At 56.2% G+C, this 20449-nt stretch carries 16 protein-coding genes; 10 read left to right on the top strand and 6 right to left on the bottom strand.

Annotated elements, in window-relative coordinates; all coding sequences use genetic code 11:
- The first annotated feature begins 67 nt into the window (after positions 1-67).
- Positions 68-1252, top strand: coding sequence for a hypothetical protein (locus tag VIN76_RS10510; protein ID WP_332041801.1), 1185 nt, complete (start codon positions 68-70; stop codon positions 1250-1252).
- The gene (gspM, locus tag VIN76_RS10505) at positions 1249-1731 is read left to right on the top strand and encodes a type II secretion system protein GspM (RefSeq protein ID WP_332041800.1); all 483 of its coding nucleotides are present in this window, start codon (positions 1249-1251) and stop codon (positions 1729-1731) included. Before VIN76_RS10510 ends, gspM begins: the two co-directional genes overlap by 4 nt.
- Positions 1732-1902: 171 nt before the next feature.
- Here gspM and VIN76_RS10500 read toward each other — a convergent pair whose 3' ends face one another.
- Both VIN76_RS10500 and VIN76_RS10495 read right to left on the bottom strand, forming a co-directional pair.
- A complete protein-coding gene (locus VIN76_RS10500) occupies positions 1903-3009 on the bottom strand; it encodes an acyl-CoA desaturase (RefSeq protein ID WP_332041799.1) in 1107 nt (368 codons plus the stop codon).
- Positions 3010-3288: 279 nt separating this feature from the next.
- Entirely contained in the window at positions 3289-4014 is a 726-nt protein-coding gene (locus tag VIN76_RS10495; RefSeq protein WP_332041798.1) for a hypothetical protein, read from the bottom strand.
- Positions 4015-4151: 137 nt separating this feature from the next.
- Between VIN76_RS10495 and VIN76_RS10490 the strand changes: the two genes are divergently transcribed.
- On the top strand, positions 4152-5546 hold the full coding sequence (locus VIN76_RS10490; RefSeq protein WP_332041797.1) for a cytochrome P450: 1395 nt from the start codon (positions 4152-4154) through the stop codon (positions 5544-5546).
- Between the two features lie 100 nt (positions 5547-5646).
- A complete protein-coding gene (locus VIN76_RS10485) occupies positions 5647-7341 on the top strand; it encodes a long-chain fatty acid--CoA ligase (RefSeq protein WP_332041796.1) in 1695 nt (564 codons plus the stop codon).
- A 142-nt stretch (positions 7342-7483) separates the two neighbouring features.
- Here the strand turns inward: VIN76_RS10485 and VIN76_RS10480 are convergent, their stop codons facing one another.
- From VIN76_RS10480 to VIN76_RS10470, 3 genes are read right to left on the bottom strand one after another with little or no spacing between them, the layout of a single operon-like run.
- On the bottom strand, positions 7484-8773 hold the full coding sequence (locus tag VIN76_RS10480; RefSeq protein WP_332041795.1) for an MFS transporter: 1290 nt from the start codon (positions 8771-8773) through the stop codon (positions 7484-7486).
- The gene (locus tag VIN76_RS10475; protein WP_332041794.1) at positions 8774-9679 is read right to left on the bottom strand and encodes an alpha/beta hydrolase; all 906 of its coding nucleotides are present in this window, start codon (positions 9677-9679) and stop codon (positions 8774-8776) included.
- A 9-nt stretch (positions 9680-9688) separates the two neighbouring features.
- Positions 9689-12022, bottom strand: a complete 2334-nt coding sequence (locus VIN76_RS10470; protein ID WP_332041793.1) for a TonB-dependent receptor — start codon at positions 12020-12022, stop codon at positions 9689-9691.
- Between the two features lie 126 nt (positions 12023-12148).
- On the opposite strand from VIN76_RS10470, the gene VIN76_RS10465 reads away from it, so the two are divergent.
- Together VIN76_RS10465 and VIN76_RS10460 are read left to right on the top strand one after the other, a co-directional pair.
- Positions 12149-12775, top strand: coding sequence for a TetR/AcrR family transcriptional regulator (locus VIN76_RS10465; RefSeq protein ID WP_332041829.1), 627 nt, complete (start codon positions 12149-12151; stop codon positions 12773-12775).
- Positions 12776-12928: 153 nt separating this feature from the next.
- Positions 12929-13867, top strand: a complete 939-nt coding sequence (locus tag VIN76_RS10460) for an MBL fold metallo-hydrolase (protein ID WP_332041792.1) — start codon at positions 12929-12931, stop codon at positions 13865-13867.
- On the opposite strand, the gene VIN76_RS10455 is transcribed toward VIN76_RS10460, so the two are convergent.
- On the bottom strand, positions 13864-16218 hold the full coding sequence (locus tag VIN76_RS10455; protein WP_332041791.1) for a patatin-like protein: 2355 nt from the start codon (positions 16216-16218) through the stop codon (positions 13864-13866). The genes VIN76_RS10460 and VIN76_RS10455 overlap by 4 nt on opposite strands.
- Positions 16219-16322: 104 nt before the next feature.
- On the opposite strand from VIN76_RS10455, the gene radA reads away from it, so the two are divergent.
- Genes radA through VIN76_RS10435 form a run of 4 tightly spaced genes read left to right on the top strand, consistent with a single transcriptional unit; the run spans position 16323 to position 20428 of the window.
- Positions 16323-17687, top strand: coding sequence for a DNA repair protein RadA (gene radA / locus VIN76_RS10450; protein ID WP_332041790.1), 1365 nt, complete (start codon positions 16323-16325; stop codon positions 17685-17687).
- Between the two features lie 9 nt (positions 17688-17696).
- Positions 17697-18221 (top strand): CvpA family protein, encoded by a 525-nt coding sequence (locus tag VIN76_RS10445; protein ID WP_332041789.1) that lies wholly within the window; start codon positions 17697-17699, stop codon positions 18219-18221.
- Complete coding sequence (locus VIN76_RS10440; RefSeq protein WP_332041788.1) at positions 18218-18652, top strand: iron-sulfur cluster assembly scaffold protein; 435 nt, start codon at positions 18218-18220, stop codon at positions 18650-18652. The genes VIN76_RS10445 and VIN76_RS10440 overlap by 4 nt, the downstream gene beginning before the upstream one ends.
- A 3-nt stretch (positions 18653-18655) precedes the next feature.
- Positions 18656-20428: a monovalent cation:proton antiporter-2 (CPA2) family protein gene (locus VIN76_RS10435; protein ID WP_332041787.1), complete on the top strand. Its 1773-nt coding sequence runs from the start codon at positions 18656-18658 to the stop codon at positions 20426-20428.
- Positions 20429-20449: the final 21 nt, after the last annotated feature.

Genomic DNA, 20449 nt, shown 5'->3' with positions numbered 1-20449 from the left:
AAGCCATATTGGAACCGCATCCGTTGCCCCCTCGTCACGACTTGTTGAACGGGATTTCAGTGCGCTAATGACGGCATCCCGCTTCCTTTTCACTGTTTTTCCCACGACAGAAATGCAGGCCCTGCAATGGTGGCTGGTCGATGGCGGCGCGTTAAAGGCAAAGGGCTGCGATGTTGACCCGATGCTTGCCGCTGGACTGAAACGGTCATCGGATGAAGGGGGCATGTCGGACAGTGACCAGAATGAAGACGGACAGGCGGAAGAAGACGGGCTGACCACCATCGCGCTGATGCCCTCGGTGCACGGGGTTGTGCGCTGGCATGAGCGGATTGATGACCTGACCGACCAGCAGCAACTGGCGGCTGCCCGCCTTGCCGCGCGGCAGCACAGCCTTGATAGGGAAAATATCCATATCGCGGCGGTGCTTGACGGATCGGGGCAGGCGGTAACAGCAGTGGCTGGCCGGGATGTCATGGCGAGCGGTCTGTTAAAGCTGAACGCGCTGGGCATTGATCCGGATGTGATTGTTCCCGCCGGATGGCTGATCGCGCCGCCGGAAGATACGCTTGTCGAAGCGGATTTCGGGTTCGAGAAGTTGCTGCGCGGTTCGCAGGTCATTGCTCCCGATGAACCGGATTTGCGTGCGCTTGTCATCGGTGACAGCGCCGTAACCGTCTTGTCCGCAGAGGCGGTTGACGGGATTTTGGCCAGCGTTGCGGTTGATGGTGCGGCCAGCCTGTCACTGAACCTGCGGAGAGGGGATTTTGCGAAGAAGGTCCGGCGCGCGATTACAGACCGTCAGAAGCGGATATTGGGCTGGCTCGCGGCGGCGCTGGTGGTCATAACGTTGCTGATCCCCGTCATCCATCTGGCGAAATATCATTCGGCTGCGTCGGCTGCGGATGCCGCCGGGCTGGCAGCTGCAAAACCGATTGTAGGCGAAGTGGACAGCGCCGAGGAAGCGAACCGGCTGCTGAGTGAACAGCTCATCCAGAAAAATCGCGGTTATGTAGCATTTCCCGTTCCCGCATCCGCCCTGTTTTCCGCGCTTCAGCAGGCGCCGGGCGTGTCGATCGAAAAGATCGGCTATCGCCGCGACGGGACGGTTTCTGCCGGGCTGAGTGCGGTCAGGGCAGAGGATATAAACACGGCGCTGATTGCTGTGCAAAAGGCCGGATTTGTGATCACCGCGACGCCGCGAACCGATGCAACAGGGGCTACCAAAGCGGATATTACGGTGAGGGCGCCATGATCGCAGCATTAAAGGACTGGTTCATCGGCCTAAGCCAGCGCGAGAAGATATTGATCGCGGTGATGGGCGTCTTAACCGCGCTGATATTGGGCTATTATGCCATCATTGCCCCTTTCATCGGTGCTTATGAAGACGCGCAGACCCGCTATGGCGAGGCGATTGACCGCCAGGCACAGATCGAGGCCAAGGTGGCCGCGCTGGCCGCTCCTCTGGACGCTGCGGTGCAGCCGGTGGCTGGCCCGCTCGACGTGTTTATCAGCCAGAATGCCGGTGAGGCAGGTTTCGCGGTCGGGCAGCTGGACCCGCAAAGCAACGGGACAGTCACGCTGGCCATATCTTCGGCCAGACCAACCGCTTTGTTCGGATGGTTAGCGACGCTGGAAAATCGCGGTGTTGCGATTGAAGAACTGTCGGTTAATCCGGGTGCCAATGACACGGTGACGGCAACGATAATATTGCGGTCGGTGGTGGTTGAATAGGCTGTCACGCGGGGGCTTGCGAAAACACCGTTAGTGCTGAGCCTGTCGAATCACGTTTCTGTATCTAACGCGCGCATCAAGCCCGAAAACATCCTTCGACAGGCTCAGGATTAACGGAGTCCCGCCTTTGCGGGAATGACGAAAGATTTGAAATGTGGTTCGGCTGGCCAATCACGAAATGTCGGCGGCTGCCTTTGCGTTATCCACCTTCGCATCATTGGCAAACATTACCCCGCCATCATCTGCGGACATGTCTTCCGGGCTTTGCAGGCTATCGGACTTTGCACCGAGAGCCTGTTTCTTCTCCTGCACCCAGTTGCCATCGGCGTCGCGGACATATTTGGGTGCGCGCTGGACATTCCAGACCAGACCCATTTTCTCCCACATAGTGATGATATAGCCATTCACATCGACCTCCCACCACATCATTCCGGCATAGGCCGAGCGGGGGTGCTGGTGATGGTTGTTGTGCCAGCCATCGCCAAAGGTCATCCACGCCATGAACCAGTTATTGCGAGAGCCGTCCTTGGTATTAAATCGTTGCGAACCAAAGACATGACCGATGCTGTTCACGCCCATGACGAAGTTGAGAAAAAAGAAATTACGGAGAAATCCGCCGATAAGGATGGTGCCGATAATATGTTCCGGCCCGCCAAAGGCCAGCGCCCATAATGCCGGCAGAACGATGCTGGAGAAAATCGCAATCGCCCAGCGGTGACGATGGCACCATAAGACTTGCGGATCGTCGATCAGGCCCTTGCCATAGACATTCATATCGGACGTTGTGTTATCGAACAGCCAGCCGAAATGGGCGATGCCAAGCCCCTTCCACTTACCCATTTTCTTGCCATGGCCGTCAACATAGGGGCTGTGCAGGTCGCCAACGCGGTCGGCAAAGGCGTGGTGGCGGCGGTGGTCGGCTGCCCATTTCAGGACGGATGCCTGACAGGCCATTTGCGCCATGATGCCAATGGCAAGGCGCATTTTTGGTCCCGCTTCAAAAGCGCGGTGAGTGTAAAAACGGTGATAGCCAATGCCCACGCCGACATTGATAAGGATATAACCGAACAGGAAGGCCGACCATTCGACCCAGCCGGTTGCCTGAGTCACGGTCCAGTAGAGTGCGCCAAGCGAGCCGATAACCATGGAAGACAGCAATATGCCATATTCTATGCGCTTGGCCCGTGCTGCGGGGCCGCCAATGATTACGCCATGCTGCGGATGGATTTCCGTGGGTTTGTAATCGTCCGGTTGAATATCACGAAATGCCGTCGCCATAGTCTTGCCCCCAATACTATTGATACGAATATTATTAACAGCAATGCAGATAACGGTTTTTACAAAAGATTACAAATTAGTTAACCATTATCTCGGCTAACCCGTGGGACTGTCCTGAATAGTCAAAAGATTTGCCTGAAATCAGGCCAATATTGATCTGAAGTAAAATGGCGCGGCCACGGAGAGAGTATTTAAGGATATTTTCCCAAAGGGGATACAGCAGGGCTTTTGACGTGACCCGTAGCCGCTTCCTTATTTCGGGGAGCGGCCCGGTTTCATTCAGTCTTTGTTGACCTTGTTACGCGAAACGACGTTACGGCCATTTTTCGCGGTTGGCCTTGCGGCTGGGACAGCGCGTGCGGCTGGTGCCTGTCTTTGCTGAACCTGTCTTTGCTGGACTTGCTTTTGTTTCACTTGCCTTTGCGGCGCTGCTGATCTTGTCGGGCGCTGTGCGCGGGTGGCAGTGCCTTGGCGATTGCTGCGCGGTTGTACCCGGCTGCGATCATCATTTGTGCGATCACGTCTATACGTGCGGCGGTCCCCGCGATCAGAGCGGTCTTCACGGCGCTCTTGCCAGCGTTCCCTGCGTTCGGCGCGTTGGGCCGGGGTCAGGTCTTGCCGGCGGTCGTCCCGTCTGTTCCAATCGCGGTTACGGTCCCGGCGATCATGGCGCGATCCATATTCCGCGCGTCTTTGGGCCCAATGCCGACGATGGTTATTTTTCATGGTATGGCGAGAGCCGCGGTTATCAAAAACATATATGCCATAGCCGGGGTAATAGAAATCGTCATACCAACCGCCGCCAAATCCGATATTGGCGTAGCCATAGCTGTTGTCACAGGCGTAATAATCATCAAAGGGCGCATAGGGGTCGCAGGCATAGCCCATGCCGTTCACATAATTGTCGCCATAGGAGCCGCCGCTATAGGCACAGGCGCTAAGGCCGAGCATCGCTCCGCCAAGCATGGCCGGTTTCACCAGCTTTTTGATTGAAAAATGTGTCATTAAGAGCCCCTTTTCATGCGCTGTTGCCCAATTATCTAGCATTGATGGATTGAATTGAGAATGAACAGAGATGTTTGCTGACATTAATGAAAGTATCTATTATAAAGGCCAAAGAATGTTGATTTAGGAGAATTATTTTGGCCAGCGTCGCACAAGCCCATGGATATCCCCATACAGAGACTGCCAACCCGCATTGGGTTCCGCCGCCCGGTAAAGAGGCGCTTGCCCATATTCCCGGTGAAGAAGGAGTGCCATTCCTGGGCACGACCCTGAAAGTCATAGCGGATCCGATAGGTTTCGGGCGCCATATGTTTGAAAAATATGGCTCGGTCTATCGGACACGCAGTTTCGGCAAGCATAATGTCACATTGCTGGGCGCGGATGCGACCGAACTGGTGATGTTCAACAAGGACAAGATTTTCTCCAGCGAACAGGGCTGGGGACCGGTATTGAACAATCTTTTCCCGCGCGGGCTGATGCTGATGGATTTTGATCGCCACCGTGCGGACCGCAAGGCGCTGTCGGTTGCGTTCAAGCCGGGTCCGATGAAACATCATTGCAAGGTTCTGAACGAAGGCATAGCAGAGCGCGTGGCAGAATGGAGCGAAACCAGCTTCCAATTTTATCCCGCGATCAAATCCCTGTCGCTTGATACCGCAGCCAGCGCCATTCTGGGCATCCCCTGGGGGCCGGAGGCGGACAAGATCAACAAAGCCTTTGTTGACGAGGTGCAGGCATCCATAGGGGTTGTGCGCTCCCCGCTCCCGTTCACCAAGATGAGGCGCGGTGTGAAGGCGCGGGAATATCTGCTCAGCTATTTTACGCCGCAGGTAAAAGCCCGCCGTGAAAAAGGCGGCGATGATATTTTTACGCAGATATGCCTTGCCACGCACGAGGATGGCGCGCTGCTGACCGAGGGTGAAGTGGTCGATCACATGAACTTCCTGATGATGGCGGCGCATGACACGATCACCTCATCTGCAACCAGCCTGGTCTATCTGCTCGCCAAACATCCGGAATGGCAGGACAAACTGCGCGAGGAATGTCTGTCTGTCGCGCCCGCCGGCCAGCCGCTTGCCTATGAGGATCTTGGCAAGCTGGAACTCACCGAAATGGCGTTCAAGGAAGCGTTGCGCCTGATCCCGCCGGTGCCGAGCATCCCGCGCCGGGCAATCAAGGAGTTTACCTTCCGCAACTACACGATACCCGCTGGCACAAGCATCGGGGTCAGCCCGCAATTTGTGCACAAGATGGAAAAACACTGGCCGGACCCCGACAAGTTTGACCCCATGCGCTTCACACCGGAAAACAGTGTGGGTCGCCACAAATATGCGTGGGTTCCCTTTGGCGGCGGCGCGCACATGTGCCTGGGGCTGCATTTTGCCTATATGCAGATCAAGATTCTGATGCACGCCATGCTGACGCAAAACCGCGTGGTGCTGTCAGGCGGACCGGATTATGAGCCGGATTGGCAAGTCTTCCCGATCCCGCAGCCCAGAGACGGATTGCCGGTGCGGCTGGAGAAGCTTTGATACTGCCGGATCGGGGGACACAGGGCATCGCGCCCTTTAGTCCCCCGACATCCGGCGTTACCCATTGTCACCCGCAATATATTCACATAGGCTCATTTCTATGAACGACACGCCTGAAACTCCTTCGCCTGCCGAGCCTGCTCCGATCTGGAAGTCGCGCTATAATCATCCTACGGACTGGGATCAGTTTTTCTCTCCGTTGACGTTGCCGGGCATGTTTTTCCGTTCGGCGGGGCGCCGCGGGGATATGAACCTGCTCGATTTCATGGGGCGGAAATACAGCTATTCCGAAGTGGCTTCCGGAGTCATTCGGGTGGCGAAAGGCTTGCAGGATCTGGGCGTTAAGAAAGGCGACCGGGTGGGCCTGTTCCTGCCCAATGTCCCGCATTATGTGACGGGCTATTATGGCGCGATGGCGATAGGCGCTACGGTCGTCAATTTCTCTCCGCTCTATACGGTGGATGAACTGGCCCATCAGGTTGAGGATAGCGGGACAAAAATCCTGTTCACGCTTTCCGCCAGCGCGGTCTTTCCGGTCGCTTATGAAGTGCTTCAGAAATCCAGTCTGGAACGGCTGGTCGTGGGGAGCGTTGCGGGCGCTTTGCCAGCGGGCAAGGCTTTGTTTTATCGCCTGTTCCGGAACAAGGAAAACACACCGCAACCAGATGATGACCGGATCATACCTTTTGCCGACCTCACCAATAATGACGGTAATTATGTCGCGCCCAATATCCACCCGGAAAAGGATATTGCGTTGCTCCAATATACCGGCGGCACCACCGGCACGCCCAAAGGCGCAATGCTCAGCCACCAGAACCTGACCGCCAATGCGCGGCAGATCAACAGCATTGATCCCTTTATAGAAGAGGAGGACCGCTTGATGGGTGTGCTGCCGTTCTTCCACGTCTTTGCCAATAGCGCGGTGCTGAACCGCACGGTTGCGCGCGGCGGAGAGATTGTGATGCTGCCGCGTTTTGATGCGAAACAGACTTTGAAGGCCATTACCCGTAACCGGATTACGGCGATGCCCGGCGTGCCGACCATGTATCAGGCGCTGCTCGACCATCCCGATATTGACAAGACGAACTTCTCGTCCCTGAAGATATGCGTGTCCGGCGGCGCTCCCTTGCCGTTGGAGCTTAAGAAGAAGTTCGAGGCAAAGACTGGTTCGAAGCTGGTCGAGGGCTATGGCCTGACCGAAAGTTCCGGCGTGGTGAGCGCCAATCCCTATGCCGGTTTGAATAAATCCGGCTCGATCGGACAGCCGGTTCCGGGCACGGTGGTCAAGCTGGTGGACAAGGAAGACCCGACCAAAGCGGTTCCGGACGGGGAACCGGGCGAGCTGATTTTCTCTGGCCCGCAGGTCATGCAAGGCTATTGGAACTTACCGCAGGCGGACGAAGAAGTGTTCGTCGATGGCTTCCTGCGTACCGGCGATGTCGCTGTGATTGACGAGGACGGCTATATCAAGATTGTGGACCGGCTAAAGGACATGATCGCGGTGGGCGGTTTCAAGGTTTTCCCCAGTCAGGTCGAGGAAATACTCTACAAGCATGAAGCGGTTAAAGAGGCGCTGGTTATCGGTGTGCCGGATGATTATCGCGGCGAAAGTCCCAAGGCTTACGTGGCTCTGGAAGAGGGCATGGATGTTGATGGCGCGGCGCTGAAAGACTGGCTGAACCCGCAGCTTGGCAAGCATGAGCGGGTCATCGATGTCGTCGTGCGCAAAACCCTGCCCAAGACGATGATCGGGAAACTGGATCGCAAGGCGTTAAGGGCGGAAGAGCTGGGTTAGGTGCTTGCGTTGCGGGGCCAAACAAGAATCCGTTAGTCCTGAGCTTGTCGAAGGACGTTTATGAGTTTGGCACTGCGTCTGGCCTGGGGACGTGCTTCGACAGGCTCAGCACTAACGGGTAAGGGGAGTCCTATTATAACGCTCAACCTTCCGCCACCCATTCCTTTTGCAAATAGCGCGCTGCCAAAGCCATGAAACCGGCAGCGAACAGGTAGAATATCAACGAAATCAGCATGGAGTAGCGCAGGCCCTCTTCGCCATAAACAGGCGTCAGGGCATCGGACAGCGCGCCCAGGAAGAATATTCCGCCGCCAATCCCGACCAGATTGTTTATCAGCAGGAACAGCGCCGAAGCGGTGGCCCGCGTTTCCGCTGTCACCAGATGCTGCACCGCGGATAGAACCGGGCCAAGCCAGATATAGGCCAGACCCTGCGGGATCAGGAATAATATGAAAGCCAGCGTGGCCGAACCGCTCATGATGCCAGCGGCAAATAGCGGGACCGCGAGCAGAAAGGCAATGGCCGGGACAAGCCCGTAAGCGGCCTTGTTCTTGCCGCCCAGCCAGTCGCCCAGCATACCGCCGCCCATCACGCCTGCAACCCCGCCGATCAGCAGTATCGAGCCGAAGAACAGCGATGTTTCGATTAAGTTCAAGCCAAAGCTGCGCTGCAACAGGCTGGGCAGCCAGAAGGCAATGCCATAGCCGAGCATCGAACTGGACGCCGCGCCCAGGGCGAGAAACCAGAACGCACGCTTTGCGGACAAGATTTTTAGGACTTCCATGAAACTGGGCTGCGGCGGTGCAGCTTCGTCGATCACAGGTGGCTTCACCGGATCGCGCACAAAATATTTGAAGACGGGAACAAGCAAAACGCCCGCAAGCCCGACAGTCAGGAACGCGAGCCGCCAATCGACGCTGGCCGCGATATAGCCGCCCGCTACCACGCCGGTCGCAGAGCCCAGCGGAATGCCGAGCGAATAGATGGACAGCGCCCGTGCCCGTTTCTCGCTGGGGAAATAGTCAGAGATCAGCGCATAAGAAGGCGCAACGCCGCCCGCTTCCCCGATGCCGACACCCAGCCGGGCGAGGAAGATCGTCCAGAAACCCTGGGCAAAGCCGCAAAGCGCGGTAAACCCGCTCCATATACCCAGCGAGATAGTGATAACCCAGCTTCGGCTGGTCCTGTCGGCAATCCAGCCAAGGGGAACCGCCAGAGTAGAATAGAGCAAAGCAAACGCAATCCCGCCGAGCAGCCCCATCTGGGTATCGCTTAATCCAAGGTCGGCCTGGATCGGACCGGCAAGAATCGCCAATATCTGGCGGTCAACGAAATTGAAGATATAAACGAGTAGCAACATGCCAAGCGCGACATTGGGTGAGGTCACGCGGGGAGCATCCGGGCGCGGCATGGGGCTTGTTTTATCCGTCATCTATCGGCTGCTTTTATTCAGGAAAGCATCAATCGCGGATAAAGCCGCTGGTTCGTCCAGCATCGGTGCGTGGCCCCTGTTCGCAATCTCTACCGCGCTAATCGGCCCCGAATGGCGGCGCTGCATTTCCGAAATCGTATCGGCGGATATAATGTCCGACAATGCGCCATAGATAATCAGCGCGGGAAGGTCGGAAAAGCTCTCCCACAAAGGCCAAAGATCAGGGGGGACAACCGTTTGGTCGCTGCCCGACAGACCCTGCGCAATGGCGGGATCATAGTCCAGTTTCACGCGGCCATCTGGCAGCTCGCGGCAAGTGCGTCGGGCAAAACCCATCCAGTCCTGCGCGCTATATCCGGCCATCGCATCTGCATGGACCTTGCGGGCATTGTCGGCCGCATCCTGCCAGTTATCAAACGGCTCGTGCGATCCGGCATAGCTTTGTATCCGGTCCAACCCGGCCTGCTCGACCACCGGACCGATGTCATTGAGGACGATACCGCTAAAATCTTCCGGCGCGCTCGCGGCCATCATTATGGACATCAGCCCGCCCATGGAGGTTCCGATCAGGCCCGGATGGTCGAGCTTCAGATCAGCGATCAGCGCCGCCATGTCGGCCACATAGACAGCCGGATTATAATTGTCGGGCTCCGGATCATATTCGGATCGCCCGCGTCCGCGCTGGTCCGGAATGACAAGCCCGTATTTCCCCGCCAGATGCGCGGCCAGCCCTTCAAAATCGGCGCTGTTGCGGGTCAGACCGTGCATCAGTAAAAGTGGCGGTCCATCGCTTTCGTAAATGCGGGCATAGAGCGTTAACCGGTCATCACCGCTGCGGTAATAATGGTCCCGATAGGCAGGCGCACCCGCTCCGTTGTGATCCGCCTGCGTTTCCTTGCTGGTCATCCTACCGGCTTAAAACCTGATTTCGCCGGTCACGAAGATGCGCCGTGGATCGCCGTAAAATGCGGTCAGCGTTCCTTCCAGTCCCAGATTGGGCACAAATGGCGCGCCGTTTTCGCCGCCGGTGACAAAATTATAACCGGCCACCTTGTAACGCTTGTCGAACAGGTTCTTGCCATAAACCCCGATGGTAAACCGGTCGAGATCATCACTGTAGATCAGGCTGGCATCGACCAGAGAGAAACCATCCTGGTCGAGGAACGGGTTGGGAGCCTCGAACTGGCTCGCATCGCTGCGGAACGAGATAGCGCCGTTCAGGTCAAGCATCCCGCTGGCAACCGGGAAACCGACATTTGCTGAAAAACTGCCCGTCCATTCCGGTGTGTTCTGGAACACGCGCTGGTCGGCGACATCATTGCCGAAAGCGTCGATAAACGTGTTGAACTTGGCATCGAGATAACCAATCGACCAACTGACGTTAAAGTGGCTACCGGCTCCGGCAAAATCGCGGCCGACCAGCGCGCGGCCTTCAAATTCAAAGCCGTTTACGTCGGCGCTTGCGGCATTGGATGTAATCCCCGCAAAGCTGTCGCTCACGCCGTCGCCATTGGTATCAACGCCGATCGATCCGGGGATCTGCACATCGGAATAATCGCCTTTAAACGCCGCAACACTGATGTTCAGGCGGTTTTGCAGCAAAGAGGCTTTCCAGCCGATTTCGTAGCTATCAACAGTTTCCGGATCAAATTGCAGGAAGTTGAAAACTTCATCATCGGAAATTGTGCCATCCAGGTTAAAGTCCGGCGTAGCGCTGGACTGGCCGCGCGGGTCAAACCCGCCGCCCTTGAAGCCGCGTGAATAGGTGAAATAGATATTGTTGTTGCGGTCCGGTTTCCAGCTGACCGACGCACGCGGGGTAAACTCCTTGAACGTGTCGCTGCCGTCAAAATCGGAAGTCACGGCGATCGGGACACCCGGACCGTCAAACGCATCAGACAAGCCGCCGACGAAGGTCGTCCGCAAAATCCGTGCGCTGCGCTTGTCACTGGTATAACGGCCACCGACAGATACGCTGAGCTGATCGGTAAAGTCATAGGTGAAATCGCCGAATATCGACCATGTCTTTGTATCAACATCACCCAGCGTCTGGGCATTAAGGCCGGGCAAGTTGATAAGATCGCCGGTGGTGGCCAACAGCACATCAAACACGTTGAACGCATTGGCATCCAGATAATAAGCGCCCAATACGCCGTTCAGATTGTCGCTTTCATAAAGCAGCTGGAGCTCCTGGCTAAGCTGGTCATTTTTATAAATAACCGGAACGTCGAGGTCAGCCGCTGGCAAGCTGTCAAAGTCGATATTGGAAGCCGAACTGTCCTTGCGGTAAGCGGTGATGCTTTTCAGCGTGATATTGTCCGATACCGGCGCTTCGATCAAAAGCGATCCGCCATAAGCCTCTACCAGCTGGTCAGGCACAGTCAGGCCAGCGCGTGCGTCATAAACATCGTCCAGAACCGGAGCGCCCGAAATCAGGCCGGGGATCAGGCGGTGGCCCTGACGTGCATTACTTTCATCGCGGATATAATCGCCGGAGAGACGGACGAAAAAGCCGTCACGCTCATATTCCATGCTGGCACGGCCGGCCCACACATCCTTGTTATAATTCTCGACACCCGGCTGCGCCAGATTATCGCCGAACCCGCCACGGCTAAGCCGAGCGCCGCTGGCCCCGATACGCAGATTATCGGTAATCGGTGTGGAAGCGGAGACGATCAGATCGGCCTGGTCATAGGAACCATAAGTTCCTTTAATTTTGACAGACGTTTCATCGGAAAGGCGCCGGGAAACATATTTGATCGCGCCGCCAATCGTGTTGCGGCCATAAAGCGTGCCCTGCGGTCCGCGCAGAACTTCGATCCGTTCCACGTCATACACGTCGAGAACAGCCGCTTGTGGCCGGTTCAGATAGACATCATCGACATAAAGCCCGACGCCTGCCTCAAACCCGGCTACCGGGTCCTGTTGCCCCACACCGCGGATAAAGGCGGTCAGTGTCGTATTGGTGCCGCGTGATACTTCCAGCGTCATATTGGGAACGGACTGGCCGATTTCGGTGATTTCCTGAACCCCGGCAGCGGCCAGATCATCGCCGCTAATCGCTGTGATCGAGAGGGGGACATCCACGATACGCTCTTCGCGGCGGCGGGCGGTGACGACGATTGTGCCATCGTCAGAGCTTTCGCTTGCCGTATCATTGCCCTGTGCATGAACCACGCCCGGCATGATGAGGCCTGTTGCAAAGCAGCTTACCAAAGCCGCATAACTCACACTATTCCGAAATTTCATAACAACCTCTCCTCCTGTTTTTATTGGCTGGTATTGCCGAGCCTTGTTCTTACCCTTATTGAAAGGTGAACCATATTTCAACTTAAGAATTTGCCAATTACAGGAAATGGCGGTAGCCGTGACCTTATGGCCACAGAATATACCGATCATATCGATTCTAAAGACAAGCAACCCCGCACCGCGCGGGGGCTTAAGACCAAACGCAAATTGCTCGACGCAGCCGCGTTAGAGTTTGGCGAGAAAGGCTTTCACGAAGCCTCGATCACCGGAATTACCCAAAGGGCGGGAACGGCTCTGGGTAGCTTTTACACCTATTTCGATTCGAAAGATGAATTGTTCAGCGCGCTGGTCAAGGACATGAGCCTGCGGGTCAAAGATCGCGCCGCCAGTGCGATGACCGAGTGGAAGGATGCGCTGGAACGGGAAAAGCTGGCCCTAGAGTCGTTCATGAACTTTGCCCGCGAGAACAAGGAAATTTACCGCATCATCGACGAAGCCGAATTTGTCGATCCGCAAAGCTATCACGACCATTATGAAGGCACGGCAGCGCGTATCTTTGAACGGTTGCAGGAAGGCAGCGAGGCAGGCGACCTTCGCGATGGACTTGATGAAGCGCACGCGTGGGCGATTATGGGGATGAACGTATTTCTGGGCCTGCGCTACGGTATCTGGAGCGAGGATAAGTCCGCTTCGCAAGTGGCGGAAATAGCCAATGATATTCTTACCAACGGGATCGGTGCGCGTAAGGGGTGAGTGGCTGGTTTGAGGCTGTTTAAAGTGCATCCTCAACTCGTCATTCCCGCCTGCGAGGGAATGACGGTGGAAGAGCAATAGAGGCTCCATCAAGACTCTATGCGAAAAGCGCATCATCCGTTACAATAGACAAAAATTGTGGAGGAACCGCTGATGCACTCTCTATTGACCCGTACATTATCGCTGGCGCTGCTCGCTGCTTCGCCTCTGGCTTTGCCTGCATACGCACAGGATGCAGACCGCTTTGCCGAGGTCGAGATCAAGGCAGAGAAGCTGGCCGACGGCGTGGCTATGTTGACCGGGGTGGGCGGCAATATCGGTGTTTCTTATGGCGTTGACGGCACGGTGCTGATAGATGACCAGTTTGCTCCTCTGACTCCAAAGATCGAAGCGGCAGTGGCAGCGCTGGGCGCGGAGCCGGTGAAATATCTGATTAACACCCATTGGCATGGCGACCATAGCGGGGGGAATGAGAATTTCGGCAAAACGGGCGCGATGATCCTGGCGCACGACCATGTACGTGAACGGTTATCGGGTGAGCAGGAAAGCGGGAAGGGCAATGACCCCGCTGCCCCGAAAGAAGCACTGCCGGTTTTGACTTATCATGACGGCATAAAGCTGCACCTTAATGGCGACGAAGTGCAGGTCAAACACATGGCACACGCGCATACGGACGGTGACAGCGTCATTTTCTGGAAAAAGGCCAATGTGGTCCATATGGGCGATATATTTTTCCACGAGGAAACTATGCCGTTTGTCGATCTTGAAAGCGGCGGCAATGTCATGGGCATATTGGCGGCGGTAGAAAAGGTGCTGGCGATGGTCGATGACCGGACGCGGATCATACCGGGCCACGGTTCGCTGGCGACCAAAGCCGACCTGAAAGCTTATCGCGATATGCTGGTCAGCATCATCTCTGCGGTGAAGCAGGGGCGTGAGGACGGAAAATCACTGGCGCAGATTCAGGCCATGAAACCGGCGGCGCAATGGGACATAAACGAAGACGCGTTCATTACGGGTGATGCCTTTGTGGAAGCCGTGTATAAAAGCCTTGAAAATCCCGCACATAGCCATGGCGGGAACGGGCATTAAAGCGTCGCGCGGTTAATCTCTTTACGCAAGGATACGATCAGCCTGCTGACCCGCTTTAGCCGTTTCTCTTCTTCATCAATGATGGCGCGGAACAGGTTTTTCTTGAACTCCAGCGTTTGGGCTGCATCGGGCCGTTTGGATTCGGGGAGCGTGGAAAGCAGGATGTCGATCATCCGCTCGCCCCCGTGGAGCCGGCCCCACAGATAATCATTCTCGCGATAGCTTCTGCTGAAAAATGCGCCAAAGTTATTGAATTCAATCCCCTTCAATGTCGCGGCGACACCGCCCTTGCGAATGGTTCTGGCATCTTCGGGTGAAATCCGGTCCACCTTAATCGGGTCAAATTCATCCAGCCCTTCACCCTGAAGCAGCGGCAGGGTGGCGATGTCGTAAAACGGAAAGCCAAGGAAAGCGAGCAGCAAAGAACGTCGTTCAACCTTGGGCAGATCGACCATGGCCTGGGCCAGCTTATGGTCGATCAGCGCGTCCAGAGCCACGATATCACGGGCCTTTGCCAAGCTGTCCAATAGCTGTTCGGGCCGGTTCTCGGCATGTTCGGCCATGGCTACAAAATCATCGCCTAGATACTCGACCGTCTCACGCTCGATATAGAGTGCAAGACATTCGTAGATCACATCGTGCACTTGCTCGACCACGGCATAATCATCGGGCTCTGCGCGGTCCAGATCCTCGGCAAAGCGCCGCGCAAGAAACCGCATGCGCCGGATACGATAGCCCAGATCCTGATGCCCGAAAAAGTCGGTCACCATTTTGGACGGCCCATGCCCGCCTTTTTTGGATATATCGTCAAAGCCATGTTGCAGTAAATGTGACCATAATGCGGATCGCATGGCCGGATGGTTATGTGCTGCGGCATCGGACCGGGCGCGCCGGACGGTGCTGGCAATATCCTCAACTACGCTCGCCAGCCTCAGATGGCCGTATGCACTATAGGAAAAGCCGGCAAGTTTGCTTGCCTTATCCCGTGCCTTGCCTCGCCATGCAGCCAGCCGAGCGGCAGTCGGGCTGTCAAAAAACAGCGTCCTGCCGAAAAGGGTTTCGACATGATATTCCACTTCGCCGCGCAGGTTTTCCGTTATCTGCCGCATCTGGATGATCCGGTTGGATCGCCGGGCTATGTCATTCAGATTGTCACGGATCGGCTGTTCACGCGGGATATTTGAAATGGCTGCAAATATGGTGGAAAAGAAACCGGGCAGATGTTCGTTTTCGGCTTCCTGAGCCGCCTGTAACCGCTCCAGCGCACGGTGGCTTTTGTCAACATCCAGATCGGGTCGTGGATCAATATAGACAAAGCGCCTGTCCACCTCGCGCGTGGCAGGCCGGTTTTTCAGCGCGTCAATCGCTTGGGCAAAGGGCGCGTTGGCCAGCACCGATCCGTCGATCAGCACCGTGTCTTCAGCGGTTCCAGCGCGGCTTTGGCCGGGCAGGATGCGTTTCAGAAAGTTCATGCGATTGGGCCATTCCAGCTTGCGGTCCGCCAATATGCTGTCGAGTTCCTTGACGGTGAAGGGCGGAAACGCACCGGGGAAACTGGCGGTCGAGCGGCCTGCAAAGACCAGCTCCGCCGGATCAGCCATATTGTCGCGGCTTGTGCCCCGGGTGGAAAAGCTGATCGTGAGCCGGTGCTCCATCTCCAAGGCATCTGACGGGCTGTGCAGTTGCAGCTTTTCCGGATAGCCGACAAAATCCGTGACCGTCACAAAGAGATCAAGCGGCTGTCCGGGCGGCAGTAATTTAGGGCCAAGATCGGTTCCCTTCATACTGGTCAGCGCATCCAGGATAAGGCCGGAGAATATCTTTCCCCCGAAAGGCGGAGCGAACCAGCGGGCGCGCACAAAGCGGGAGAGCTTCATTTTCACTTCTTCACGCGCTTCTTTTGAAACCGTCTGTTCCACCGCGCCGCCCTTGCGGCCCAGCGCCATCCACGCGATGGGTTCTGCCCAGAATTTGGAAAAGCGCGACAATGGTCTGGCGTCGGGATCAAGCAGCGTATCGACGTCCGCTTTCTCCAGCCACATCTCTGTCAACGGTTCCAGCGATTCCCCCGATATAATCGCCTGCGCCAGAAATATGCCGTTAATACCGCCAGCACTGGCACCGGCGATAATGTCAGGCAGGACGCGCAGTCTGAGGCCACCTTCCTCCTCTATCCATTTCAGAATGTCATAATAGATTGCGCGGCTGTCATCATAGGGGGGTTGTTCGTCATGGAAATTCCGGCTGGCCTTGGTCAGTTTCCAGATTTCCTTGGTGATGCCGTGCATATAAATGGCAAGACTAACGCCGCCGTAACAAATAAGAGCGAGTCTGAGTTCCTTCTGGCGCATTTTTCCAAGAGTGGCAGGATGAAGAGTTTCACGCAAGCATGAAAGCGGTTGAAATAGCCATGAAAAACTATAATGTTCTATTTTTGTTCCACTAGAGGATGGTAATGGCGAAGCCAAAGAAAAAATATGTCTGCCAGAATTGTGGCTCTATCTCGCACCGCTGGCAGGGGCAATGTGCGGATTGCGGGGACTGGAACACGCTGGTCGAGGAAGCGGGCGAAACGGTCTTTGCCGCCAGACATAATTTGCAGAGCGGCGGTCGGGAAGTCCGGCTGGTCGGGCTGGATTCCGAAATCAAGCTGCCGGAGCGTAAAAGGACGGGGATCGAGGAGTTTGACCGCGCGGTTGGCGGCGGACTGGTGGCCGGTTCTGCCACGCTGATGGGCGGCGATCCCGGTATCGGGAAATCTACATTGTTGCTGCAAGTGTCGGCGCGGCTGGCCCATGCGGGATGCACGGTCGCCTATATATCGGGTGAGGAAGCGGCGGATCAGGTGCGGCTTCGTGCGCGGCGGCTTGGTCTGGGCGATGCGCCGGTCAAGCTGGCTTCGGCGACTTCGGTGCGCGACATATTGACCACTTTGTCAAAGGCTCCGCCCGATTTCGTGGTGATCGATTCCATCCAGACGATGCACAGCGATCTTATTGAAGGGGCGCCGGGAACCGTCAGCCAGGTGCGTGCCTCTGCACAGGAACTCATCAAATTTGCCAAGGAATATGGCACGATGATGATGCTGGTTGGCCATGTGACCAAGGATGGCAATATCGCCGGACCGCGCGTGCTGGAACATATGGTTGATACGGTGATGAGCTTTGAGGGGGAGCGTAGCCACCAATACCGGATCTTGCGTTCGATAAAAAACCGGTTCGGCGGCACGGACGAAATCGGCGTGTTTGCAATGGAGGAAATGGGGCTTAGCGAAGTGCAGAACCCTTCCGCGCTTTTCCTGACCGACCGAAGCGAAGAAGTGACTGGCGCGACTGTTTTTCCCGCGCTGGAAGGGACGCGCCCGGTGCTGGTGGAGATCCAGGCGCTGACCGTCCGGCTGGCCAGCGGAGCGACTCCGCGCCGTTCGGTTGTCGGTTGGGATAGCTCTCGTCTCGCCATGATATTGGCGGTGCTGGAAGCGCGATGCGGCCTCAGCTTTTCCGGGGCGGAAGTATATTTGAATGTTGCCGGCGGCTATCGGCTGACCGATCCGGCGGCTGATCTGGCGGTTGCAGCGGCGCTGATTTCCGCCCACGCCGAACGGCCCATGCCAAGCGATGCGGTTATCTTTGGCGAAATCGCGCTTTCGGGAGAGATCCGGCCGGTGTCCAATACGCCGCTGCGCCTGAAAGAAGCGTCGAAACTGGGCTTTGACCGCGCGTTGATTCCGGCCTCGGGTGAGAAAGGCGGCGGCACTGTAAAGCGGCTGCAATTTGCCAAACTCGCCAATCTCGTTGACCATATGCTTGCTCGCGCTTAGCTAGATTTAATGACTGGCTTGGATATTTTCGTATTGCTGCTGATGGGCGGCGCTGCCATTTTTGGTTTTCTGCGTGGTTTTGTGCAGGAAATCTTGGCCCTGATCGCTTGGGTGATGATCATTTTCGCGATCCGTTTCCTGCATGAACCGGTGACTGAATTTCTGACCGAGCCCATCGGAACAGAGGGCGGCGCGTCGGTTCTGGCATTTTGTTCCCTGTTCATAGTGACTTATGCCCTGGGGCGCTGGATAGCCAGGGCAATCGGGCAGAGGACACGCAAATCGGTGCTGGGGCCGATTGATCGTGTGCTGGGTTTCGGTTTCGGCATGATAAAGGGGCTGATTGCCGCGACGCTGGCCTATTTGTTGGCTATTCTTGTCTTTGACAGTATTTATGGGGCATCCGAACCGCGCCCCGAATGGATTGCCGATTCCCGGACCTATCCGTTGCTCAATGCCAGCAGCGAGGCGCTGGTCGAGTTTGTAAACGAAGGACGGGCCATGGCCGGTATTGGACCGGATGACGAACAATGAGCGGCGCTCTTTATACGCGCGATATTCTAAGGCTGGCGGTTTCGATTCCGCACCAATCGCGGCTGGACAAGCCCGATGGCACGGCGGAGGTGCGCTCACGCACCTGTGGCAGCCGCGTTGCCGCCGACATCATAGTGTCAGAGGACGGGCGGATCACCGATCTGGGCATAGAGGTCAATGCCTGCGCACTGGGTCAGGCTTCAACGGCCATATTGGCTGCAGAAGCGATCGGTAAATCGGCGGAGGAAATCGCCGCAGCCAGAGAGCATCTGGCCGGCTATCTGGCTGGCGCAGAGGCGCAGCCCGGTTCGTGGGATAATATGGAACATCTTTGCGCCGCGAGGGACCATCCCGGCCGACACGCCGCAATAATTTTGCCATATGATGCCATATTGGCCGCATTCGTAGCACATAAAAATGAGGTGGTGTAACGGATGGAAGGCACAGAAACACATTTAGGCGATCTGCTGCTTGGCGGTTTCACCATGCTGGGGGCGTCGCTGATCCTGGTGCTTCTGTTCCGCAGATTCGGCATTGGTGCGGTTCTTGGTTATCTTATCGCAGGTATATTGATCGGGCCGCAGGGCTTGGGCCTGATCCGTGAAGGTGCCAACATCCTCGAATTTTCCGAAATCGGGATTATCCTGCTGCTGTTTCTGGTGGGGTTGGAACTTGCGCCATCTCGTCTGATGCGGTTACGCCAGGCGATATTCGGGCTGGGCATGGGGCAGGTTATTTTATGCGGACTGGCGCTTTTCCTCCTCATCCTGGCAACGACAAATTTCAGCGTTGGCGCTGCGCTTGCGATTGGACTGCCGCTTGCGCTCTCGTCCACGGCGCAGGTCTTGCCGATGCTGCGATCATCTGGACGGCTTAACACACCGGCTGGTGAAAAGGCCTTTTCGATCCTGCTGTTTCAGGATTTGTCGATCATCCCGCTGTTGACAATCGTGGCAGTATTGTCCCGCGCTCCCGCCGACGAGGGGGCACTGCCGGGATGGCAGGTTGCTGTTTTCGGGATATTGGCGATTGGCGGATTGATCCTTGCGGGGAAATATTTGCTGCAACCAGTTTTGGCGTTGGTCGGTAAGGTTGCCGAGCGGGAATTGTTTATCGTCGCCGGACTGGTTGTTGTGTTTGGCAGTGCCGCCTTGATGGAAATCATCGGACTATCCCCCGCGCTGGGCGCCTTTATCGCGGGTGTCATGCTGGCCAATTCCCCGTATCGCCATGAACTGGAAGCGGATATTGATCCCTTCCGCTCATTGCTTCTGGGGCTGTTTTTCCTGGCGGTCGGAATGATGCTGGATATTGCTATTATTGCAGAGAACACAGCTTTTGTATTCAGCGCGGCAATCGCGCTGGTCGTTGTAAAAATCGTCATCATAACCGGCCTTGGCAAGCTGTTCGGTATGGCTACCAGGCCTGCTTTGGTCATGGGTATGCTGTTGAGTCAGGGCGGTGAATTCGGCTTTGTATTATTCGGCGCCGCTGAAAAGGGGTTGCTGATCGAGCCACAGGCGAGCAGCCTGTTTAGCGCGGTTATCACCATTTCAATGGCAACGACGCCTTTGCTGATGCTGATAGTAAACCGGTTTAACGTTACTGGTCCGGCAGGCGATGAAGACCTTGATGATGTGAAAAATGCCAATCCGGCTTCGGTAATCGTGGTCGGCCATGGCCGGTTCGGACAAACCGTCGCACAGATGCTGAGCGGCGCGAACGTGCCGGTGACGATGATTGATAATAAACCACATCAAATTGGTGTCAGTCGCAAACATGGCCGCAAGGTTTTCTATGGCGATGGAACGCGCGTGGATCTATTGCGCGGGGCGGGTGCGGATAAATGCTCGGCTATCGTTTTTTGCATGGAGGGAGCAAAACTGAAGGCAGAGACGCTGGAGTTTATTGGCATGAACTTCCCCCATTTAAAATTATATGTGCGTGCTTATGACCGGATTCATTTGCTGGAAGTGAAAAAGGCCGGAATCGCAGGGGCCAAGAGGGACGTATTTGAATCAGCAATCCATCTGGCCCGTCAGACGCTGACGGGGCTTGATATTGATGATACGTTGATTGATGACGTTGAGCGCGAATATCGCAAGCTGGACTGCGACCGCCTGGAGGTGCAGCGCACCGCCGGTGACGTGTTCGCGGGACGCCATCTTGCCTTCGGAGTTACCGAGACAGACAAAGACGAGGAGTAAGCAGGGGGATTATCTCCTCAC

It is taken from the genome of Parasphingorhabdus sp. (genome assembly GCF_036568145.1).
Taxonomy (GTDB): Bacteria; Pseudomonadota; Alphaproteobacteria; order Sphingomonadales; family Sphingomonadaceae; genus Parasphingorhabdus.
Note: the sequence above shows the minus strand (reverse complement) of the source record. Positions and strands in the feature narration are given on the sequence as shown.